Raw genomic sequence first — 20577 nt, 5'->3', positions numbered from 1 at the left:
GATGATATTTAAAACATCATTTTAGGATTCGTATTGGAGTGACATCATGAAGCACTTAAAAAATTTAATTACATTTACATTTTTTATATTTGTAATTACCCTTATTGGATGTAGTCAAGAAGAAGAATCCAATTCAAGTTATCTTGCAAAAGGTGAAAATGAATCTTGGATAGTGAATGTTTACCTAACTGAAAAAGATGACTCCACTTCATTAAAGGCTACTTTTTTGCCGAAGGAAGAGAAGCTGATTAAAGATCTCAATTGGGAAATTAATGCCAGGGAGTCTCTTCGGAGCATATACACTGGAAATGCAGATAGTATTAATTTTAGTGAAGAGAAAGAATTTTCAACCCCTGAATATGTTTCAGAGATTAATGATAAACCAGCCTCATTTTATAAAGAGATTTTAAACCATGTTGAAGTAACTATGAAATGGAAAGAAAATAAGAAAACTAAAGAAGATACAATTAAACTAAATTTTAAAAAAGAATATCCTCGCAGCAAGTAATGAACAGTCCTATAGGGACTGTTCTTTTTTCTTGAAAAAGAGAATGTGTGTTCGTATAATATCCTTAAGGAAGGTGGTTGTATGAATTTCCCTAATTACACTACAACAGAATTAGAAGACTGGGTATCCAATTGGTATATTAAGCACAAGCTCCAATATCCTGTGGATTTAAAAATAAGAAAAATAGCAATGCAATATGAAATTTTCATTCACTACAAACCTATGCAAAGTAGATACGTCCGATTTGGTCGGTACAAAGAAATTGTTCTCAATAATACACTTGATAATTTAGTTCAACGTGAACACTTCTTTCATGAACTCTGCCACGCTATTCGTCATGTTGGCAAGCAGTCCATGATGCCGGAAGCTTTTAGGGAGCTGCAAGAGCGCGATGCAAAGCATTTCACTCTTTATGCTGCTCTTCCCTTACATATGATTAAAAAGTACGACATAGGCGACCCAGAACTGTTAGAACGATGGGTAAATGATTTTGGTGTCTCTTATGATTTATGCAAAGAACGATTGAACCAAATAAAGAGACGTTCTTATTGTACCAGCTCTTTTTAGATCTTTAACTAAACTAGATACAGGGGTGATCTCATGGGAAGTATTGAGAAACGTGGTAAAGGTTCATTTAGACTGTCTATAGTAACTGGTTACGATAAAAAAGGAAAACCAATTCGAGAAAGAAAAAACGTAAAGGTTAAGAACAAAACACTCGCTAAACAAGAGCTTGCAAAATTTGAAGCAGAAGTTTTGAGTGGGGATTATTCTAAACCCAACTACACAAGACTCGAAGACTTTTATCAGGAATGGGTTAAGAAGTATGCGGGAGACAAACTTTCTCCTCGGACATTAAGAGAGTATATGAGTATAATTGAAAAAAGAATTCTACCAGGTTACGGCCATCTAAAGTTGTCTGATATTAACGCTATGCATGTAGTTAACTTTCTAGATGAATTAAAGGACTCTAAAAATAGATTAGATGGTAAAGATGAAGCATTATCTCCTTCAACTATCAGAAACTGTTACAAGGCTTTTAAAAGCATGTTAACAGCTGCAGATGAGTTTGACCTAATAAAAAATAATCCTGCAAGGAATATAAAGCCGCCTACTGTTAAACAGAAGAAACCTCTCTCCTATTCAAGAGATAAGATAGATCACCTCATCAAATGCATTAACCATGAACCTTTTGAGAAACAAGTAATGTTTTGGATTGCATTTGTAACTGGATGTAGAGAGGGCGAACTCGTTGCATTAGAGGAAAAACATATACTTAATGAAAAAAGCGCTATTCTTTTTGAATAGTCTCTTTCACAACAACAGAACGGAGAATTACTTATCAAAGAAATTAAAAACGGCATGGAGGGTACAGCTTCAATTCCTGGTAAGCTGTTGGAGATGGTTACTCAAATTAAAGCCAGGCGTAAGAAAGAATTTATCCGGACCAGGGATCGGCAATACGATCCCAATAGGGTTTTCCTTTTTGCTGACGAATTAGGCAAGCCCATGCGGCCGGATAGTGTCAGTCAATGGTGGGCACGGTTTAGGAAGCGTCATAATATCGAAGGTATTAGGTTCCATGATTTGAGGGACTACTCTGTCACTTATTTAATTAAGCAGAATGTCCCTACTAAGTCCATTAGTCAGAGAGTAAGGCACCGCAAGATTGGAACTACTATGGACATCTATGGACATCACATTGAAGAAGTCGATCAATTGGCTGCTGAACATTTTAATGTATTTTTCAAGAATGATTTTACGAAGTAATTTTAGGTGCATTAAATTACAAGTCTTTATCAATTATGATCCTCTAAAAAATCCTGCCCCATTTCTGCCCCAAATGGGGTTTTTCTATGTCCTCCACCAACCCATGCTCAATCAAATAAAAACGCTGAAACCCTTGTATACCAAAGGTTTCAGCGTTTTATTAGTTAGCGTCCCAGGAGAGATTCGAACTCCCGACCCACAGCTTAGAAGGCTGTTGCTCTATCCAGCTGAGCTACTGGGACAAATAAATATGTATGGAGCGGGTGAAGGGAATCGAACCCTCATCATCAGCTTGGAAGGCTGAGGTTTTACCACTAAACTACACCCGCATATGTAAATGTGTTTCAGCCGCGTTTATCTTTCGCAGCATGCCCCTTCCTCTGAAAACTTGTCATGGAAGTAAAGTCCGTCGGGGCAACTCGCAGTGGATTCGGCAGAAGTTCAGCTCGTGGCTGAGGTTTTACTACTAAATTACTCGCGCATGTAAAGCTATGTATGTGTGTTTCAAAGATATTTTTGAACGTCCTTTTGAAGCGGACAAGAATTATTATATTAGGGATTCGCTTATATGTCAACAGATTGCAGCAAAGAATTTAATTCTTTGCTGCTACTGCTGTTTCCATGTAGAGACCGTCGATTTTCTGCCCGTTCACATGGTAATACTGCAAGCGGACGTGATCGAGATCCTCCCACTCCAGAATGGCGTAGGTCGGTTCTTCGCGGTCACGCGGAAGCCTGGCGCTTCCCGGATTGATGAAGAGGGTGTCCTTCACCTTTTCCGCTCCTGCAATATGTGAATGTCCGAAGCAGGCGATCTGGGCTCCAGCCTCTTCCGCTCTGTAGGACAAGGGCATCAGGGTGGATTTCACTTGAAACAAATGCCCGTGCGTAACGAGGAAAGTGATGTCTCCGACAGAGAAAACCTGATCGTTTTCCATTTCGGGTTCGAAGTCACAGTTTCCTTTTGCATAATGAAAGCCTTCCAGCTCCTTCGATCCGTAGGAGAGCTCGGAATCGCCACAGTGGATCATAGCATCCACGGCGCTGTGGCGATTCTTCACTTCCATTACTTCGTCGGTTAGTCCGTGTGTGTCACTGATGATGAGTACTTTCGGCATCCTTCATCCCCACTTTCAGGATTGAGTTTTCAGCCAGTCTTCGATCTGCACGATGGCATGATGACGGTGGCTGATGGCGTTCTTTTCTTCGGACGTGTGTTCAGCCATCGTCCGGCTGGAGCCTTGCGGAATGAACACAGGATCATATCCGAACCCATGCTCTCCCTGCCGCTCCTCGGCAATCCGGCCTTCACACGTGCCACGCTTCGTAAACGTCGCTTCTCCCGGTCGTGCAACGGCTACGGCGCAGACGAAACGGGCGGTCCGTTCTTCTTCGGACACTCCGTTCAGCTCGTTCAGCAGTTTAGCTGTATTTTTTTCGTCATCTTTTTCTATTCCTGCATAGCGGGCGGAATAAACCCCCGGCTCCCCGTTCAGGGCATCGACCTCTAAACCGGAATCATCGGCTACAACAGGGATATTCAATGCGTTCATCATTGCTTCTGCTTTAATGACGGCATTCTCCTCAAACGTTGTACCGGTTTCTTCAATATCGATGGAAGGGTCATGATCAAGAAGAGAAACGACGGAGATGCCGTATTTGGAAAACATCTCGCGGAACTCTTTGATCTTCCCTTCGTTTTTTGTGGCGATTAAAAGCTCATTCATGCTTTTGCGGCTCCGGCTTTCGCACGAATGACGTCCGCCCATTCCCCAATCGCTTCTTCCTGAAGCTTGATCAGCTCCTGGACACCTTCATCGGCAAGAGAAAGCATTTTCTGAAGCTGCTGCATAGAGAAGGTTGCTTCTTCTCCTGTTCCCTGCAGTTCTACGAATTCGCCTTTGCCGGTCATGATGACGTTCATGTCTACTTCGGCACGGCTGTCCTCTTCGTAACAGAGGTCAAGAATCTCTTTACCGTCCGGCAGTACACCGACGGAAATCGCCGTCAAATAGTCGGTGATCGGCAGTTCTTTGATGGATTTTTTGTTCACAAGCTTTCCAAGGGCAAGCACAACAGCCACAAAGGCACCTGTAATGGAAGCGGTCCGCGTGCCACCATCGGCCTGGATGACGTCACAGTCGACCCAGATGGTACGTTCTCCGATTTTATCAAGATCGACGACCGCGCGTAGAGAGCGGCCGATCAGGCGCTGGATTTCCATCGTCCGGCCGGATACTTTCCCTTTAGAAGATTCACGGATGTTGCGTGATTCCGTGGCTCTTGGAAGCATGGCATATTCAGCTGTAATCCAGCCTTTGCCCTGACCACGTAAAAAAGGAGGCACTCGGTCCTCAATGCTGGCATTACAGATCACTTTTGTATCTCCAAAGCTGATGAGTACAGATCCCTCCGGGTGTTTCACATAATCGGTTTCTATTGTAACGGTTCTTAATTCATTGACTTCGCGTTGATCATTTCGCATCAATGATGACCTCCTTTTTCTTCATCATTATCCTTGCCCATCTTAACACAAATTACATACGTGCGGGTAGTTATTCATGAACGTAAAAAGCGCTTCAAAAGTGATTCACTTCTGAAGCGCCGGGTTTTACATTTCTTCAGCACCACTGATGTCGGTTCTTGAAACAGGTTCGGCGAGCGGCTCACCCGCTTCATTGATGACCTGCTCCGATCCTTCGACCTGAACTTCGACCGATTCCACATCCTCAAGATCCGTCATGCTCAACACAAGGCTGGCGAGGGCAGCATCAGACAGGGCCGGCTGATCTGATCCTGTCAGGATTTTTTCATTGAAGGAAAGGGCGAGGACGCCGTTCTCCAGCCGGGAGCTGACCATTTCTGCTCCTTCATGGAAGGGGTTGGTCAATGAGCTGCCGAGCTCAGGCCCTTCAAAAAGGGCCTCCACTCTTGCCGCATATTCATCACTGTCTTCAGCGACACGTGTGGTGACAGGAACGTGGTACACCTGCTCCCCGTTCTGGGCAGGGAAGTAGACGGTAACGGCCTTGCTGTTCAGCACATCGCGCTGCACGCCGACGTTATTATTAATCCCGTCCGCCCGGGAGACGCCCAGGGAGATCGGAGTGCCGTCTACAGGCATGACTTCCTGCTCGTGTCCGTTGATCCACAGCTTAATCCGCTTCACGTTGTCAAACTGAGTGAGTGTGTAGGTCATCGCCTGAAGGATTTTCTCTTCATCCTTGGCCTCGTAATTTTTAAAGTCCTCCGACACATCGACGACAAGCGTTCCATTTTCTTCCGTATTCAACCCAAGAATTTCTGTTCCTGCCGGCAGAACGGCTTCAAACCCGTTCGGCAGCAGATTCGTGACCGGCCCATCCTTCACAAGGTATTCCAACGCCTGGGAAGCGACTTCCTGAGAAGCCGGCAGTTCCACCGTCTGCGGGGCGATCATTCCATTGGCATCCATTAAATAAAGCTCACGAGGGACGGTTGCTGTGGATTCCTGTTCTGTCGAATCCTCTGCTTTCTCACCATCCTCCTCCGGTGCTGAACCATCCTCTTCCGCTTCCGGTGATGTTGTCACAGCTTCATCCGGAGCATCCATTTTCTCCAGCGACTGTTCTCCTTCAAACAGGCATCCGGCAAGCAGCCCCGTGCACATTAGAAGCACCAGGGCCGTCAAAAAGGATTTATAGCTGTATTTTCTCATTCTTTTCCCCCCTGAGATAGATTGTACTACCATGTATACGAGCCCTCGATTGGAATAGACCAGGGTAATTTGGAGGAGAACAGCATATGAAAAAGCTCCGCCTGTTTCAGGCGGAGCTTGATACGTGTTCCAGTTCTACCGATTTCAGGATCTGAATCGGCTCTTCAAACCAGCTGTTGGCGACGAGACGGAATTTCTCCATATCGCCGGTCGTGTAAAATTCATGCCTTGGTGTATGGTCATCGGTTTCCAGTGCTTTGTGATAGGCAAGAATCAGGCTCGCTTCACGGGCTGTTTCCTCACCGGAGCTGATGACCTGGATGTGATCCCCCATCTCGTTCTGGACCAGATCCTTGATGAGCGGATAATGGGTGCAGCCGAGGATCAATGTATCAATATGATTCATGTCCTTCAATGGCTGCAGCGTTCGGGAAACGATTCCTTCCGCTTTCGGACCGGATAATATCCCCTCTTCGACCATCGGGACAAACGGGGGACAGGCCAGGTCGTTCACCCGGATATCCTGATCAATGGAAGCAAGCGCCTGCGGATAGGCTTTGCTTTCAATAGTCCCTTCTGTACCAATGACGCCGATCCGTTTGTTCTGACTCACCTTGATGGCGGCACGTGCCCCCGGATCAATGACCCCGATAACCGGGATATCCAGTTCTTCCTGCAGCTCAGCCAGCGTATAAGCCGTCGCTGTGTTACACGCGACAACGAGCATTTTAATATTTTTCCCAAGCAGATAATTGACCATCTGCCATGTGAACGCCCGCACTTCTTCCTCTGAACGCGGACCGTACGGGCACCGCTTCGTGTCCCCAAGATAGATAAAGGTTTCCTTTGGTAACTGCCTCATCAACTCTCTCGCTACGGTCAGTCCCCCGACGCCAGAATCAATGACTCCGATTGCCTGTTTCACTCTGCATCCCTCTTTTATGGCTTAATGTTCTTCTTCATCGATTTCAATCATGTTCTCATGAAGGACGTGGAGCAGGCGGTTCAGCGTTTCCACATCTTCTTCCGGAACATTTCTCAACACGTTTTCCAGGTAGTTTTGTCGTTTTTCGATCACTTCGTGAATGATCTTCTGTCCTTTGCTCAGTACATGGATCCTGACGACCCGGCGGTCCTTCGGGTCCCTGACCCGCTCAACCAGCTCGTTTTTCTCCATACGGTCGACAAGGTCCGTTGTCGTACTGCAGGCCAGGTGTATATGATTGGAGAGTTCCCCGATCGTTAAGTCCCCTTTTTCCATCAGCCACTGCAGCGCTACAAACTGCGGAGCTGTAATCGAGTAATGATTCAGGATAACTCGTCCTCTTTGTTTAATGATCCCGGATATGTAACGAAGTTCCTTCTCTACATCTGCGATCATGGATGTCTGCTGGGTTTCAGCCACATTCAGCACTCCTAACGAAATGACTTGATAAGTATTATTGTGGTCGTTTCTCTCTGAAATTTCAAGGTGAATGTATCCGGTGATACAAAAAACCCTTTCAGGTATGATCATCACCGCGTGACAGACCCTACCTGAAAGGACTCCCTCCAATCCACAGACCAAAGCCTCTGCTGCATCATGGAATTAAAGTTCCAGTTCACCCATACGCAGCAGTTCAACCACTGCCTGGGAACGGCCTTTCACTCCTAGCTTCTGCATGGCATTTGAAATGTGGTTCCGCACAGTTTTCTCCGAAATGAAGAGCTCTTTTGCGATCTCCCTTGTCGTCTTATCCTGTACTAGAAGCTCGAAGACTTCTCGCTCCCGCTTGGTAAGAATTTGTGTTGGCCGATAGCCGTCCTCCTTCACAAGCGTACCCCTCCTTGTTGTTCCTGAGCTTTTCTTGAGGGGAATTATTTAGTCTTTGTATCGTATGAGGGGATTAGCCCCCGTGTGCTACGCATTCATGATTTAGACACAAGCCCGAGTTCCTGGGCTTTGAAAAGGGCTTCGGTCCTGGATCGGACGTTCAGCTTGTTGAAAATTCCGGTGAGCGTGTACTCCACGCTCCGCTGGGACATATGGAGCGTCTGGGCGATTTCCCTGTTGGTGAAACCCGATGCCACTTCCTTCAAAATCGACTGTTCCTTCTCATTCAGGGAAATGCCTTTATTCTCAGCTGATTCGATCGTTTCGGCCGTGCAGGCCTCGGTGCGGCGCAGCTGTTTGAAAAGGTGGAGTGGAATGATCACTTCATCTCTTAGAGCCGCCTTGATCGCTGTAACAAGCTGTTCACTGGCAGCAGTTTTGCTGACAAAGCCGTTGATGTCCGCTTCCACAATCATATTGAAGTGCGTGCTCAAATCAAACCCGGTATAGATCAGCATTTTAATATCCGGGAACGTTTTTCTTAGCCGTTTGGCCAGCTCAATGCCGTTCAGGCCGGGCATATATAAATCCAAAAGCAGCACATCGTAGGCTTTCTTTTCGAGGCAGCTTTCCAGATGATCGGTTTCGTGGATGACATCCACCTGCATATCCCCCTCCTGCTCGAGCATCGCTTTGGTGCCTGCTCCAACAGCGGGGTGGTCGTCGACTATTAATACGTGAATCATACGTGCTGGACCTCCTTGTGTGACGGATAGGGGAAAGTGATGGTCGTCCTGAATCCTTCCCCTGGTGCTGTGGTGATTTCCAGACTTCCATTTAAACCGTTGACCCTCTGCTCAATTCCCGAAAGCCCGATATGGGAAAACAGGTCCCGCTTCATGGAATAATCCATTCCTTTTCCATTATCTGAATAATAGAGAACCACCTGGTCCTTCTTATTGAAAAGAGAGAGTTTGACGATTTTTGCTTCGGAATGCTTCATGGCATTCGTCAACAGTTCCTGGACAATCCGGAAAATTCCGAGAATCCTTTCTTGATCCAGCTCTGATTCAAACCGTTCATGAGAAAAGTAAACGGTGAAATTGGAACGAAGCTGATACTGATGGATCAAATTCTTCAATGACTGCACGAGTCCAAGTTCTTCGATGAAGGCCGGCCGCAGCTCGTTACACGTTTCCCTCGTGAGGTGGATACTGTCCAGAAGAGATTCCTTATACATCTTCAACTCAGCATGAAGACTCGTGGATAAATCAGTCCGGTTGCGGATCAGGTCGTCCATTTTACGGTACAGATACAGCTGCTCCTGGAGCACCGTATCGTGGATATCGATCGACAGCTGCTTCCGCTGGTTCTCCGCAATCGTAAATAAGAGCCGGGACAGCCATGCCGGATACTTCTGCGTCTGATCGTTTCTTAACGTGCGTAGCTCCTTGACCAGATCCTCAATCAAATTCATATTCTCTATCGCAATGTTGGCATGATGGGAGATGGTTTGTAAATACGTTTTTTCATCCCGGTTTAAAGTGGTAAAGTCCTTTTTCCCTCTGCACCAGAGCATCGTCATCTTCTCAAGTGACAGCCCGACGACGACACCAAATCCTTTATCCGTTTCAATGATGGAGCCGATGTCATAAGGGTGATGGAACAGGTGGTCGTCAAAATGGTCGACAATCCCCTCGGGAATTTCATTGTAGACACAGTACATCTTCCGCTTATTGTGTTTGGAGAAAATGTAGATGTCGCGTACACTCATCACGTTTTTAATTTCATCCCTCACGACCTTCATCAAATCAACCGCATTGGACTGATCCTTCATGTCGCTGGCCAGCCGGTGCATACTTTCCTGGTAGCTGTACCGTGCTGAAAAGAGAAACCGCTGCATACGGACGTCAAGCCCTTCCTTTAAGGATAAGAAAGCAATCAACGCTGTGTGCATCAATAAATACAGCTGGATATAGGACACCATCGACAAGCCGGATACAATCCACCCGATAACAGCTGTCAGTACGAAAGACGGGAGGACAGAAAGGATAAAGTAATAGCGCAGGCGGTTCATGATGAAATTGATATCAATCAGCTGTTCCCGTGTAATCAAATACATGAATGTGGCTGGAATAGCAATCAGAAACATGGCACCGAACTCCAGCGACACAATGGTCACGCCGGAAACGAGGACAGGGATCAAGTAAAGAAGAATATAAGGGAAAAACGCAACGGTCATTCCGATCGCCATATACTTAAAGACCGGTCCGACAGCGGCATGCCGGTAAATATATACCCCCCTGTAGACGATCACAAAGGTAATGATATACAACCCAAGCAGACACGTGAGCGGCACCAGTTGAAAGTAGGACGGGTTTTGAAGAGTTACTAAATAATACGTATCCAGCAGGGAAACACCTGCCATGGCAGCGTATAAGAAATAGAGAATGTTCTTAGAGAACCAGACGACCTTCAATTCCTGAAAGTAATTGTGCAGGAAATGGAGAAGGATAACAGGAGCAATCAGGAATAAACTGGTATTCAAAACAAGACTATACAAGTCATCCCTCACGGCTCCACTGTTACTCAAATAAGCCGTAGCAATTGCCAGGAAATACAAAATCAGCTGTTCGGCCGAATACCGTTTAGGCACCCGTTTATGAACCAGATAAGAGATTCCTAGAATCGCCACAAAAAACAGCGCAGGAAGCAGAATATAAAACACCCAGTGGACCCGGCTGAACTGGTCGATGTCCCTGTACATCCGTACTTGTCCGGAAGATTCCACCCTGAAGGACTGGGCATTTTCCAGTTCATTGAACATAGAAAGAGAATGGTGAAGCCCCGGGTTCCCCCCATCCACAGAGAGAATAACAGATCCCGGGGGGACGTCCTGCCTGTCCGCCCAGCCCCCACTCTCTATGTCGGTTATGACCCAGCCGCTTTCCTGCTGTTCAGCATCAATCCCAAGATAAGGCTGGGTTACGGATAAGATTATTAAATAGCACGCTGATACAATAAAAAAGGTCAAAACAATCCATTGAGACCATTTGAAGTTTTTCATACTACGGCTCACCTTCTTACTTGAGCGAATTTCAGTCACATCTATTATACTATCCTTCTCAAGTCCTACAACCCCCTTATAGTCAGAAGAACTTGTAAGTTTTCTGTCCACCTCCTGACAATGACAGTAAAAAAAGGACCCCGGTCGGCTCCGGGGTCCTTCGCAGGGATTTATACCTGTTTATCACTGCCAAAGAAGCTCTTGAAAGATTCAACGGCGGTATCACGGTTCAGTGCCGCGATGGATGTCGTCAAAGGAATGCCTTTCGGACAGGACTGTACGCAGTTTTGTGCGTTCCCGCAGCCCATCAGACCTTCGCCATCCATAATCGTCTGCAGACGCTCGCTCTTGTTCATTTCTCCTGTCGGATGGGAGTTGAACAGGCGCACCTGGGACAATGGTGCAGGTCCGATAAAGTCGGACTTGCTGTTTACGTTCGGGCAGGCTTCCAGGCAGACACCGCATGTCATACATTTGGAAAGCTCATAGGCCCACTGACGCTTGCTTTCGGCCATACGTGGTCCAGGACCAAGATCGTATGTTCCATCGATCGGGATCCAGGCTTTGACCTTCTTCAAGGAATCAAACATCCGGCTCCGGTCAACCGCAAGGTCACGGTTGATCGGGAACGTGGACATCGGCTCCAGGCGGATCGGCTGTTCCAGCTGATCCACGAGCGCTGTACAGGATTGTCGTGGTGTTCCGTTGATCACCATAGAACAGGCCCCACATACTTCTTCCAGGCAGCCCATGTCCCAATAGACAGGTGTCGTCGCCTGCCCATCAGCATTGACAGGGTTACGGCGGATTTCCATAAGCGCAGAGATGACATTCATATTTTCACGATACGGAATCTCAAACTTCTCTTCATACGGAGACTGATCAGGATCGTCCTGTCGTTTGATGATCATCGTAATCATTTTATTTTCGCTCATGATCGTTACCTCCTTTATTTACTCTTCGAGTAGTCACGTTTACGAGGCTCGATTAAGGATGTATCGACATCGTCATAACGGAAAACCGGCTTGTTATTTTCTTTGTCGTAGCTTGCTACCGTTGTCTTCAGCCATTCTTCATCGTTACGATCCGGGAATTCAGGCTTATAATGGGCACCGCGGCTTTCATTACGGTTATAGGCCCCCTGTGTGATGACACGGGCCAGCTGCAGCATATTCCAAAGTTGGCGGGTAAACATCGCTCCCTGGTTGCTCCAGCGGGATGTATCGTTGATGTTAATGCGTTCATAACGTTCCATCAGCTCAACAATCTTCTTATCCGTCTCCAGCAGCTTGTCATTATCACGGACAACGGTCACGTTATCCGTCATCCATTCCCCAAGCTCTTTATGAATCTGGTAGGCGTTTTCGTCGCCGTCCATACTCATAATGTTCTCGAATTTGTCCTGCTCTTCTTTGATGGCTTTGTCAAACAGCGCTGAACTCATATCGTCTGCAAGGGTTTCAAGACCATCCAGATATTTCACAGCATTCGGACCTGCTTCCATACCGCCGTAAATGGAGGAAAGAAGCGAGTTGGCTCCGAGACGGTTGCCTCCGTGCTGTGTATAATCACATTCACCAGCGGCAAAAATTCCAGGAATGTTGGTCATCTGATCATAGTCGACCCACATGCCGCCCATCGAATAGTGTACGGCTGGGAAAATTTTCATCGGAACCTTCTTCGGATCTTCACCGACGAACTTCTCATAAATTTCTATGATGCCGCCAAGCTTAACATCCAGTTCCTTAGGATCTTTATGGGAGAGGTCAAGGTATACCATGTTTTCTCCGTTGATTCCCAGTTTCTGGTTAACACAAACGTCGAAAATTTCCCTCGTTGCGATATCACGCGGCACAAGGTTTCCGTATGCCGGATATTTTTCTTCAAGGAAATACCAAGGCTCCCCGTCTTTGTAAGTCCAGACACGTCCACCTTCTCCACGTGCCGACTCACTCATCAGGCGCAGTTTATCATCGCCAGGAATAGCAGTCGGATGGATCTGGATGAACTCCCCGTTGGCGTAGTTCACACCCTGCTGATACAAGGCTCCGGCAGCAGAGCCCGTGTTGATGACCGAGTTGGTGGACTTGCCAAAGATAATCCCGGGACCTCCGGTTGCCATAATGACGGCATCGGAAGGGAACGCTTTAATTTCATGGGTGCTCAAATTCTGTCCGATCACTCCACGGCCGACACCATCGTCGCCGATAATCGCGGAAAGGAACTCCCAGTTTTCGTATTTCGTTACAAGACCGTTCACCTCGTGGCGGCGGACCTGTTCATCAAGGGCGTACAGCAGCTGCTGCCCTGTCGTAGCTCCCGCATAGGCTGTCCGGTGGTGCTGCGTTCCACCGAAACGTCGGAAATCGAGAAGCCCTTCCGGCGTACGGTTGAACATGACTCCCATACGGTCCAGAAGGTGAATGATGCCGGGCGCTGCATCACACATCGCTTTGACCGGCGGCTGGTTGGCGAGGAAGTCGCCGCCGTAGACCGTATCATCAAAGTGCTCCCACGGGGAATCCCCTTCCCCTTTTGTATTGACGGCCCCGTTAATTCCGCCTTGGGCACATACAGAGTGAGAACGTTTAACGGGCACAATAGATAGAAGATCTACGTGAACCCCTTGTTCTGCTGCTTTAATTGTTGCCATCAAGCCGGCCAGGCCGCCGCCGACAACAACAATATTTTTATTTGTCATGATTGAAGCTCACTCCCTTAAGTACTGAAAATCTATAAAACTGCCATTGTTATGTTCATAGTTTAAATTCCGTAGGCAAACTGAATCAACGTGCGCACTCCCACATAGGAAATGGCAACGAAAACGATGATGCTTACGTAGGTCATGATCTTCTGAGAGCGTGGTGACACGGTGATGCCCCAGCTGACAAAGAAGGACCACAGTCCATTGGAAAAGTGGAAGGTTGTGGAAATTACACCAATTACATAGAACCAGAAGAAGAACGGCTCCGTTAAAATCCCTTCCATCAACTGATAGTTAAGATCCGCCCATCCAAAACCGATGGCGATCCGTGTCTCCCAGACGTGCCACGCAATAAAGATCAGCGTAACAATCCCTGTGATTCTTTGGAAAATGAACATCCAGTTACGGAAATAACTGAAATTAGACAAGTTGCTTTTGGCTGTAAAGGCAATATACACACCGTAAATTGCGTGAAACAACAGTGGTAGGAAAATGATAAAGGTTTCCAGCACATACCGGTAAGGCAGACTCTCCATGAAGTGTGCCGCATCATTGAATGCCTGTGGACCACGTGTTGCAAAATAGTTTACAGTCAAGTGCTGAATCAAAAAGATCCCGATTGGAATAACTCCCAGTAATGAATGTAGTCTTCGATTGACGTATCCGCGCGTTCCCGCCATATTTACCCCCCTCAAGATAGTAACAGATTGAATATGGACATTTTTCAGACAGTTAAGCGCTTTAATTCCGCTTAAAAAAATTATAGGAAAAGCCCCATTCCCTAAACTTGTCTGACGAATGTACAATTTGTGACATGTTTATTGTACTTCTATCCCGAATAAGCGTCAAGAAAGCGGGATTATAAAATGTTCAAAAATACACATTTATTTCCTTTTGATAAAATGAAAGAAATCATATTGCACCACTGAAGATTTCGAGTGATAATAAAGAGAGAAAGGAATGAGCGTTTTGAAAGAATCTACGAAACTAACAACAAGCAACATTTCATCGCTTGTGGGCACCGGAGCAGGGTTCGATTTAATGCGCTACTTCACCCTCCCTGACTTTCTCGGAAAAGATGCCCCTTATCTCCTTTATTACATGGGGAAAAACATGGCCCGTCAGACCAGTCTTGAAACTTTCGATGAGCTCTTTGAATTCTTCCAGTACATGGGCTGGGGAGAGCTCGTTAAAATAAAAGAAAAGAAGACCGAATACACCTTTCACCTGAAAGGGCACATGATCGAAAAACGCCTCCACCAAAAACTGCTGGACGTGGATTTTCGTTTGGAATGCGGATTTCTTTCCGAATCCATTACACAAATGACCGATGATACATATGAGTGCTTTGAAGAAGTAAACAAAAAAGACAATGTCGTGGAAATCAAAGCGATGAAAGCATAAGAAAGAACCAGCTGTTATTCCTCAGCTGGTTCTTCTTGTTCATCAGGATCGTCATGGTTGTCATTCAAATGAATGAGGATCGTGTTGGCTACAGGTTCCGGAATTCCGAGCTTCGTAATTGACTGAATATCTGCTTCCTTGATTTCTGTCACGGATTTAAAATGACGAAGCAGGAGGCGTCTCCGCTTTTGACCGACACCAGGAATTTCATCCAGCTCGGACTGGATGGCTCCTTTTCCGCGCAGCTGCCTGTGGAAGGAGATGGCGAATCGGTGGACTTCGTCCTGAATCCGCTGGACGAGGTAAAATTCCTGCGATTTTCTATCCAGATCCACCGGCGAAGGAGGATCTCCATACAGGAGTTCGCTCGTCTTGTGCTTATCGTCCTTGGCAAGGCCGCAGAGCGGAACATCTACCCCAAGCTCGTTCTCCAACACATCAAGGGCGGCGGACATCTGCCCTTTCCCTCCATCTACCACAATCAGATCCGGCAGCGGGAGGTCTTCTTTTAAGACACGCTGGTACCGCCTGCGAATCACTTCACGCATCGTTTCATAGTCATCCGGGCCTTTAACATCCCGGACTTTGTATTTTCTGTACTCTTTTTTATCGGCACGGCCGTCCGTAAAGACGACCATCGCTGAAACCGGATCCGCGCCCTGGATATTGGAGTTATCAAACGCCTCAATCCGGTGCGGGGTTTCGATATGAAGTTTTTCTCCCAGCGATTCCACGGCTTTGATCGTCCGCTCTTCATCACGCTCAATCAAGGCGAACTTCTCTTCAAGGGAAATCTTGGCGTTTTTCATGGCCAGTTCCACTAGTTCCTTCTTGCGCCCCCGCATCGGAATCATCACCTTCGTATCAATGGCGCCTTCCAGAACATCAACGTTCGTCGCCACAGGCACGAGCACCTGCTTTGGATACGGGTGGTTTTGATGCAGGTAAAACCTGGCGATGAAGCTGAGGAAGGTCTCTTCCGGATCATCAAAGAACGGGAACAGCGAGACGTCGCGTTCGATCAGCTTGCCCTGGCGGATGAAAAAGACCTGCACGCACATCCACCCTTTATCATAGCTGTATCCAAAAATATCCCGGTCCACTTGATCGTTCATGGTCATCTTCTGCTGCTCCATGACCGATTCAATGTGTTCAATCTGGTCTCTGAGCTCCTTGGCCCGCTCAAAATCCAGCTCCTCTGAGGCATCGAGCATCTTCTGCTTTAAGTCTTTTTTGATTTCCTTATGACCACCGTTCAGGAAGGATGTAATCTGCTGGACGATTTCATCATTCGTCTGTTTTGTAACCTTGAACTCACAGGGGCCGAGGCACTGGTGCATATGATAGTACAGGCACACACGGTCCGGCATCGTGTTGCACTTTCTCAGAGGGTACAGCCGGTCGAGCAGCTTCTTCGTCTCCCTTGCCGCAATGACGTTCGGATAGGGACCGAAGTATTTCCCCTTATCTTTCTTCACATTCCTCGTTACGATCAGCCGGGGATGACGTTCACCGGTCACTTTCAAATAAGGATAAGTCTTATCATCTTTCAATAGAACATTGTATTTCGGATCATACTTTTTGATCAGGTTCATCTCAAGAATCAGCGCCTCTATTTCAGAGGTGGTGACAATGTATTCAAAATCGACGATCTCCCGCACAAGACGCTGGGTCTTTCCGTCATGGGCTCCGGTAAAGTAGGAGCGCACGCGGTTTTTCAATACTTTGGATTTCCCCACATAAATAATTGTCCCGTGCTTATCTTTCATTAAATAACAGCCGGGCTGGTCTGGTAAAACGGCCAGTTTCTCCTTAATCGTTGAATTCATTGTTTTCACTCCATACTGTCAGAAGGATATATAATGAAAATACCACACGACCGGTACATTTATGCATGATAAAAGCCGCGCTGCATACAGCGCGGCTTTCTACGATCACCTTTTTACTCAGGCATGTTTCGTAATGATTTCAGTTAGCGCTTCTTTAGGCTGGAAGCCGATAACCTGGTCAACAACCTGGCCGTCTTTGAAAAGAAGCAGTGTCGGGATACTCATAACGCCGAATTTACCAGCTGTTTCCTGGTTTTCATCAACATCGAGTTTCACGATTTTTACTTGGTCGCTCATTTCCGCATCGATTTCTTCCAATACAGGAGCGATCATTTTACAAGGTCCGCACCAAGGTGCCCAGAAATCTGCAAGGACAAGTCCCTGGCCTGTTTCTTCTGTAAATGTTTGATCAGTCGCTTTTACAATTGCCATACTATAATTCCTCCTCGACCTTTTAGTCTGTAAAGAGTATATCACTATCTATTGTTAGTGACTAATATTTTGTTTATACCCTATTTAAACATGGAATAAAGCCGAAGCCAAATGATCGGCTCCGGCTTTTTCCTATGCGTTTACTTTCATCTGCTTGATTTCTTCGGTCAGTTTCGGGATGACATCGAACAAGTCACCGACGATGCCGTAATCAGCTACATTGAAAATATTCGCTTCCGGATCTTTATTGACGGCTACAATGACTTTGGAATTGGACATTCCCGCTAAGTGCTGAATCGCACCGGAAATCCCGCAGGCAATGTAGAGGTCCGGTGTAACGACCTTCCCTGTCTGACCGATCTGCAGGGAGTAGTCGCAGTAACCGGCATCACACGCACCACGGGAGGCCCCTACGGTTCCGCCGAGCGCTTCGGCCAGCTGTTCAAGCGGCTCGAATCCTTCTGCACTTTTCACCCCGCGTCCTCCGGCTACAATGACTTTGGCTTCGGATAAATCCACGCCATCGGAGGATTTTTTCAGGACCTCTTTGATGATTGTGCGGATGTTGGAGATTTGGACCTCTTTCTCTGATACCGCACCGGTCAAGGAATCATCACGATTCAGGGACGGGATGTTATTTGGACGAATGGTAGCAAAAATCAGTCCGTCTGTAATCTTTTTCTTTTCAAAAGCTTTACCAGAATAAATGGGACGGGTGAAGACGATATCTCCGCCTTCGACTACAACTTCCGTTGCATCTGAAATCAGCCCGGACTCCAGCCTGCTGGCAAGCTTCGGCGTCAAGTCCTTCCCGATGGCGGTATGCCCCATGATGATCCCTTCCGGAGACTCATCGTCAATCACCTGATGGACTGCCTGGGCATATCCATCGGATGTATACGTTTTCAATTCCGGGTTTGAAACAGTGATGACACGTGCGGCGCCGTAATACACCATTTCCTGTGCCATTTCCTTCAAATCCCCGTCTCCGCAGAGGACACCGACCACTTCGCCGCCATCACTGACGAGATTCGCTGCAGCAATTGCTTCAAAAGTGACGTTACGGAGAGATCCCTCTCTCGCTTCTCCAATGACCAATACTTTTTTGCTCATAACCCATTCTCCTTTCCCTTTGTCTATTTACAGGACTTTCGCTTCAGTTTTTAGTAAGGAAACCAGTTCTTTCACCTGATCGTCGACTTCCCCTTCAAGAACCTTGCCGGCTTCTTTCGCAGGTGGAAGGAAAATCTCCATGGTGGTTGTTTTCGCTTCTACATCATCTTCCTCTAAGTCCAGATCATCTATCTCCAGCTCTTCCAGCGGCTTTTTCTTCGCTTTCATGATTCCAGGAAGAGATGGATAGCGCGGCTCGTTCAACCCTTGCTGGCACGTAACGATCAAGGGCAGGGAAGTTTCCACCTTCTCTACATCCCCTTCCACGTCCCGCTCGATATTCACGGTGCTGCCATCGACTTCGATCTTCGTAATCGTCGTCACACAGGCCATATCCAGCCGTTCTGCCAGGCGTGGGCCGACCTGACCGCTGGCCTCGTCAATCGCGACATTACCAGCTAATATGATGTCGGCTTCCTTATCCTCGAAAAAGGCTTCCAAAATCTTGACGGTTGTAAACTGGTCACCTTCTTCAAGGTCATCCTCTGTATTAACCAAGACGGCTTTGTCCGCCCCCATCGCCAGGGCTGTACGAAGCTGTTTCTCAGCGTCCTCTTCGCCGATCGTCACGACCGTAACCTCACCGCCGTGGGCGTCACGGAGATTGATCGCTTCCTCCACGGCATATTCATCATAAGGGTTGATGATGTATTCAGCTCCGTCATCAGCAATCGCTCCACCATTGACCGCGATCTTTTCCTCTGTATCAAACGTTCTTTTAAGCAGTACATAAATGTTCATTGTCTATGACCTCCTAAAGCATTAATGTTTGAAATCAGGTTTCCTCTTCTCAATAAACGCCTGAATGCCTTCTTTGGCATCCTCTTTCCCAAAGACATCGCCGAAGGCTTCCGCCTCAGCGCGGTTCCCTTCCTCGAACTGAGGATTATGTGTCAGAGGAACGAGATTCATCACATGATGAATCGTCGGACCGCTCTTCTCCGCAATAGCAGCGGCCAGTTTTGCCGCCTCTCCATGCACTTCCTCAGCAGAAAAGCTCTTGTTGACCAGCCCGCTGGCCGCCGCTTCCTGCCCGGTGATTGGAACACCCGTCAAAATCATTTCATAAGCTCTAGCTGCTCCGACGTACCTTGGAAGCCGCTGGGTCCCTGCAAAGCCTGGTATAATTCCAAGGTTGATTTCCGGAAGTCCGAGTTTGGCATCTTCTGCGGCGTAGCGGATGTGACACGCCATCGCCAGTTCCAGGCCGCCTCCAAGGGCAGCTCCGTGTATGGATGCAATCACTGGGATATGGAAGTTTTCGATCCGCTGAAAAAGCTTCTGTCCCTTGGAGGACAGGGACTTGTAATCATCCGCGCCCTGCAGGGTCGTGAATTCCTTAATATCTGCCCCGGCCGAGAAAAATCTTCCTTCGCCTTTCAGAAGGATGGCCTTGACGGATGCGTCCTGCTCCACCTTATCCAGTTCTGCAGAGAGGTCCTTTAGAATATGGCTCGACAAAGCATTGGCCGGAGGACTCTGCAGGGTGATCTCTGCAACATGGTTTTGGATTTCCATCGTTAATGTTGACAACATTACCTCTCCTCTTCTTCACGATTCCGGGCTAATCCATAGATAATTAAGCTATGGACTTCACTTGCCTGGTCTACTATGTTATAACGCTGATCCTTCATGACCCAGTTGGTTACCGTCTCATCCATCATCCCGAAAATCATCTGACGTACGAGACGGCGGTCCAAGCCATATCGGAACAGCCCTTCCTCCACACCTTCCTCGACGATTTGGTCGATGACATTCAAATAGCGCTTTAAGACATTGTTGATTTTCTGTCTTAAGTCCTTGTTTGATTGTCTCAGCTCCAACTGGGTGACAATAGCCAGATGGTGATCGGCAGCCAGCTGCTCAAAGTGCGTATGGATCAGCGTATGGAGCTTTTCATCCGCTGACTGCCTGGAGGTGGTTTCCTGCTCAATCTTTTCTATGAACTGCCCCATTTTCTCCTGAAACAGTGAAACGAGGATATCTTCCTTGTTTTTGAAGTATAAATAAATCGTGCCGTCCGCCACTCCTGCTTTTTTAGCAATCTTTGATACCTGTGAGGAATGGTACCCATTTTCAGCAATGACCTCGACCGCTGCATCTATAATCTGTTTGAATTTCGGTTTGTTTTTTTTCATGTGGATATCTCCTTGATCTGTATACTGAAAATGAATGAATCA

The 20577-nt window shown here is 47.1% G+C and carries 22 protein-coding genes, 2 tRNA genes and 1 pseudogene; 5 read left to right on the top strand and 20 right to left on the bottom strand.

Going from position 1 to position 20577, the window contains the following annotated elements; translation table 11 throughout:
* Positions 1–46 precede the first annotated feature (46 nt).
* The 4 genes and pseudogenes from ACXADP_RS07285 to ACXADP_RS07270 form a co-directional block, all read left to right on the top strand.
* The gene (locus ACXADP_RS07285; protein WP_474971172.1) at positions 47–508 is read left to right on the top strand and encodes a hypothetical protein; all 462 of its coding nucleotides are present in this window, start codon (positions 47–49) and stop codon (positions 506–508) included.
* 81 nt (positions 509–589) lie between these two features.
* Positions 590–1075 carry an ImmA/IrrE family metallo-endopeptidase gene (locus tag ACXADP_RS07280; protein WP_474971171.1) on the top strand — a complete coding sequence of 162 codons (486 nt, stop codon included), beginning with the start codon at positions 590–592 and terminating at the stop codon, positions 1073–1075.
* 33 nt (positions 1076–1108) lie between these two features.
* The gene (locus ACXADP_RS07275; RefSeq protein ID WP_474971170.1) at positions 1109–1816 is read left to right on the top strand and encodes a tyrosine-type recombinase/integrase; all 708 of its coding nucleotides are present in this window, start codon (positions 1109–1111) and stop codon (positions 1814–1816) included.
* Between the two features lie 27 nt (positions 1817–1843).
* A pseudogene (locus ACXADP_RS07270) lies at positions 1844–2278 on the top strand (tyrosine-type recombinase/integrase); the annotation flags it as partial.
* 168 nt (positions 2279–2446) lie between these two features.
* On the opposite strand, the gene ACXADP_RS07265 reads toward ACXADP_RS07270, so the two are convergent.
* The 14 genes from ACXADP_RS07265 to ACXADP_RS07200 form a co-directional block, all read right to left on the bottom strand.
* Positions 2447–2520 (bottom strand) — tRNA-Arg (locus ACXADP_RS07265).
* Between the two features lie 13 nt (positions 2521–2533).
* Positions 2534–2607 (bottom strand) — tRNA-Gly (locus ACXADP_RS07260).
* A gap of 264 nt (positions 2608–2871) precedes the next feature.
* The gene (locus ACXADP_RS07255) at positions 2872–3396 is read right to left on the bottom strand and encodes a metallophosphoesterase (RefSeq protein ID WP_474971169.1); all 525 of its coding nucleotides are present in this window, start codon (positions 3394–3396) and stop codon (positions 2872–2874) included.
* A 15-nt stretch (positions 3397–3411) separates the two neighbouring features.
* Positions 3412–4005: an XTP/dITP diphosphatase gene (locus ACXADP_RS07250; RefSeq protein ID WP_474971168.1), complete on the bottom strand. Its 594-nt coding sequence runs from the start codon at positions 4003–4005 to the stop codon at positions 3412–3414.
* Positions 4002–4763: a ribonuclease PH gene (gene rph / locus ACXADP_RS07245; RefSeq protein WP_160840747.1), complete on the bottom strand. Its 762-nt coding sequence runs from the start codon at positions 4761–4763 to the stop codon at positions 4002–4004. The genes ACXADP_RS07250 and rph overlap by 4 nt, the downstream gene beginning before the upstream one ends.
* 126 nt (positions 4764–4889) lie before the next feature.
* Positions 4890–5975, bottom strand: a complete 1086-nt coding sequence (locus ACXADP_RS07240; protein ID WP_474971167.1) for a GerMN domain-containing protein — start codon at positions 5973–5975, stop codon at positions 4890–4892.
* A gap of 106 nt (positions 5976–6081) precedes the next feature.
* Positions 6082–6900 carry a glutamate racemase gene (racE, locus tag ACXADP_RS07235; RefSeq protein WP_027955213.1) on the bottom strand — a complete coding sequence of 273 codons (819 nt, stop codon included), beginning with the start codon at positions 6898–6900 and terminating at the stop codon, positions 6082–6084.
* 21 nt (positions 6901–6921) lie between these two features.
* The gene (locus ACXADP_RS07230) at positions 6922–7356 is read right to left on the bottom strand and encodes a MarR family winged helix-turn-helix transcriptional regulator (RefSeq protein WP_474972295.1); all 435 of its coding nucleotides are present in this window, start codon (positions 7354–7356) and stop codon (positions 6922–6924) included.
* Between the two features lie 207 nt (positions 7357–7563).
* A complete protein-coding gene (locus ACXADP_RS07225; RefSeq protein WP_008635211.1) occupies positions 7564–7788 on the bottom strand; it encodes a helix-turn-helix domain-containing protein in 225 nt (74 codons plus the stop codon).
* Positions 7789–7883: 95 nt separating this feature from the next.
* Positions 7884–8534, bottom strand: a complete 651-nt coding sequence (locus ACXADP_RS07220) for a response regulator transcription factor (protein WP_027955211.1) — start codon at positions 8532–8534, stop codon at positions 7884–7886.
* Positions 8531–10855 carry a sensor histidine kinase gene (locus ACXADP_RS07215; RefSeq protein WP_474971166.1) on the bottom strand — a complete coding sequence of 775 codons (2325 nt, stop codon included), beginning with the start codon at positions 10853–10855 and terminating at the stop codon, positions 8531–8533. Before ACXADP_RS07215 ends, ACXADP_RS07220 begins: the two co-directional genes overlap by 4 nt.
* Positions 10856–11025: 170 nt before the next feature.
* Positions 11026–11790, bottom strand: coding sequence for a succinate dehydrogenase iron-sulfur subunit (gene sdhB, locus ACXADP_RS07210; RefSeq protein ID WP_027955209.1), 765 nt, complete (start codon positions 11788–11790; stop codon positions 11026–11028).
* Between the two features lie 14 nt (positions 11791–11804).
* Positions 11805–13556, bottom strand: coding sequence for a succinate dehydrogenase flavoprotein subunit (gene sdhA, locus ACXADP_RS07205; RefSeq protein WP_474971165.1), 1752 nt, complete (start codon positions 13554–13556; stop codon positions 11805–11807).
* 62 nt (positions 13557–13618) lie between these two features.
* Positions 13619–14239, bottom strand: a complete 621-nt coding sequence (locus ACXADP_RS07200; RefSeq protein ID WP_474969145.1) for a succinate dehydrogenase cytochrome b558 subunit — start codon at positions 14237–14239, stop codon at positions 13619–13621.
* Positions 14240–14519: 280 nt separating this feature from the next.
* On the opposite strand from ACXADP_RS07200, the gene ACXADP_RS07195 reads away from it, so the two are divergent.
* The gene (locus ACXADP_RS07195; protein WP_474969146.1) at positions 14520–14963 is read left to right on the top strand and encodes a YslB family protein; all 444 of its coding nucleotides are present in this window, start codon (positions 14520–14522) and stop codon (positions 14961–14963) included.
* Positions 14964–14977: 14 nt separating this feature from the next.
* Here ACXADP_RS07195 and uvrC read toward each other — a convergent pair whose 3' ends face one another.
* The 6 genes from uvrC to ACXADP_RS07165 all read right to left on the bottom strand — a co-directional run bounded on the left by uvrC (position 14978) and on the right by ACXADP_RS07165 (position 20535).
* Entirely contained in the window at positions 14978–16792 is a 1815-nt protein-coding gene (gene uvrC / locus ACXADP_RS07190) for an excinuclease ABC subunit UvrC (protein ID WP_474971164.1), read from the bottom strand.
* Between the two features lie 117 nt (positions 16793–16909).
* Complete coding sequence (trxA, locus tag ACXADP_RS07185; RefSeq protein WP_280513303.1) at positions 16910–17266, bottom strand: thioredoxin; 357 nt, start codon at positions 17264–17266, stop codon at positions 16910–16912.
* A 90-nt stretch (positions 17267–17356) separates the two neighbouring features.
* Positions 17357–18337, bottom strand: a complete 981-nt coding sequence (locus ACXADP_RS07180) for an electron transfer flavoprotein subunit alpha/FixB family protein (RefSeq protein WP_474969148.1) — start codon at positions 18335–18337, stop codon at positions 17357–17359.
* Between the two features lie 27 nt (positions 18338–18364).
* A complete protein-coding gene (locus ACXADP_RS07175; RefSeq protein WP_474971163.1) occupies positions 18365–19138 on the bottom strand; it encodes an electron transfer flavoprotein subunit beta/FixA family protein in 774 nt (257 codons plus the stop codon).
* Between the two features lie 21 nt (positions 19139–19159).
* Positions 19160–19933, bottom strand: a complete 774-nt coding sequence (locus tag ACXADP_RS07170; RefSeq protein WP_474971162.1) for an enoyl-CoA hydratase — start codon at positions 19931–19933, stop codon at positions 19160–19162.
* A complete protein-coding gene (locus tag ACXADP_RS07165; protein ID WP_474971161.1) occupies positions 19933–20535 on the bottom strand; it encodes a TetR/AcrR family transcriptional regulator in 603 nt (200 codons plus the stop codon). The genes ACXADP_RS07170 and ACXADP_RS07165 overlap by 1 nt, the downstream gene beginning before the upstream one ends.
* Between the last annotated feature and the right edge of the window lie 42 nt (positions 20536–20577).

It is taken from the genome of Halobacillus sp. AWH4_228, assembly GCF_056158365.1.
Note: the sequence above shows the minus strand (reverse complement) of the source record. Positions and strands in the feature narration are given on the sequence as shown.